1 rRNA gene (running past one end of the window) is annotated in these 1,998 nt (G+C 57.3%); it reads left to right on the forward strand.

From position 1 onward, the window contains the following. Window positions 1-58: 58 nt before the first annotated feature. Window positions 59-1,998: ribosomal RNA gene (locus tag ACZ4VA_RS38595) — 23S ribosomal RNA — on the forward strand (it continues 1,271 nt past the right edge of the window).

Raw genomic sequence — 1,998 nt, forward strand, 5'->3', positions numbered from 1 at the left:
CGGGGTGATGGGTGGTTGGTCGTTGTTTGAGAACTGCACAGTGGACGCGAGCATCTGTGGCCAAGTTTTTAAGGGCGCACGGTGGATGCCTTGGCACCAGGAACCGATGAAGGACGTGGGAGGCCACGATAGTCCCCGGGGAGTCGTCAACCAGGCTTTGATCCGGGGGTTTCCGAATGGGGAAACCCGGCAGTCGTCATGGGCTGTCACCCTTGCCTGAACACATAGGGCAAGTGGAGGGAACGCGGGGAAGTGAAACATCTCAGTACCCGCAGGAAGAGAAAACAACCGTGATTCCGGGAGTAGTGGCGAGCGAAACTGGATGAGGCTAAACCTACGACGTGTGAGACCCGGCAGGGGTTGCGTCGTGGGGGTTGTGGGATTTCTCTTTCACGGTCTGCCGGCCGTGAGACGAGTCAGAAACCGTTGATGTAGGCGAAGGACATGCGAAAGGTCCGGCGTAGAGGGTAAGACCCCCGTAGTCGAAACGTCAACGGCTCGTTTGAGAAACACCCAAGTAGCACGGGGCCCGAGAAATCCCGTGTGAATCTGGCGGGACCACCCGCTAAGCCTAAATATTCCCTGGTGACCGATAGCGGATAGTACCGTGAGGGAATGGTGAAAAGTACCGCGGGAGCGGAGTGAAATAGTACCTGAAACCGTGTGCCTACAAGCCGTGGGAGCGTCGCGCATCAAGCTTGCTTGGTGCGTCGTGACTGCGTGCCTTTTGAAGAATGAGCCTGCGAGTTTGCGGTGTGTTGCGAGGTTAACCCGTGTGGGGAAGCCGTAGCGAAAGCGAGTCCGAATAGGGCGATTCAGTAGCGCGCTCAAGACCCGAAGCGGAGTGATCTAGCCATGGGCAGGTTGAAGCGGAGGTAAGACTTCGTGGAGGACCGAACCCACCAGGGTTGAAAACCTGGGGGATGACCTGTGGTTAGGGGTGAAAGGCCAATCAAACTCCGTGATAGCTGGTTCTCCCCGAAATGCATTTAGGTGCAGCGTCGTGTGTTTCTTGCCGGAGGTAGAGCACTGGATAGGCGATGGGCCCTACCGGGTTACTGACCTTAGCCAAACTCCGAATGCCGGTAAGTGAGAGCACGGCAGTGAGACTGTGGGGGATAAGCTCCATGGTCGAGAGGGAAACAGCCCAGAGCATCGACTAAGGCCCCTAAGCGTACGCTAAGTGGGAAAGGATGTGGAGTCGCACAGACAACCAGGAGGTTGGCTTAGAAGCAGCCACCCTTGAAAGAGTGCGTAATAGCTCACTGGTCTAGTGATTCCGCGCCGACAATGTAGCGGGGCTCAAGCGTACCGCCGAAGTCGTGTCATTCCAGCACATACCCCCAACGGGGGCTGGGATGGGTAGGGGAGCGTCGTGTGCCGGGTGAAGCCGCAGCGGAAGCTAGTGGTGGACGGTTCACGAGTGAGAATGCAGGCATGAGTAGCGATACACACGTGAGAAACGTGTGCGCCGATTGACTAAGGGTTCCTGGGTCAAGCTGATCTGCCCAGGGTAAGTCGGGACCTAAGGCGAGGCCGACAGGCGTAGTCGATGGATAACCGGTTGATATTCCGGTACCCGCTGTGAAGCGTCAAACATCGAGCCCATTAATGCTAAGGCCGTGAAGCCGTTCCGGACCCTTCGGGGAAAGGAAAGTGGTGGAGCCGCCGACCCAAGGTGGTAGTAGGTGAGTGATGGGGTGACGCAGGAAGGTAGTCCATCCCGGGCGGTGGTTGTCCCGGGGTAAGGGTGTAGGACGTCAGGTAGGTAAATCCGCCTGGCAATAGTCTGAGACCTGATGCCGAGCCGATTGTGGTGAAGTGGATGATCCTATGCTGTCGAGAAAAGCCTCTAGCGAGTTTCATGGCGGCCCGTACCCTAAACCGACTCAGGTGGTCAGGTAGAGAATACCGAGGCGTTCGGGTGAACTATGGTTAAGGAACTCGGCAAAATGCCCCCGTAACTTCGGGAGAAGGGGGGCCATCACTGGTGATACG

The organism is Streptomyces sp. NPDC028308, from assembly GCF_055565855.1.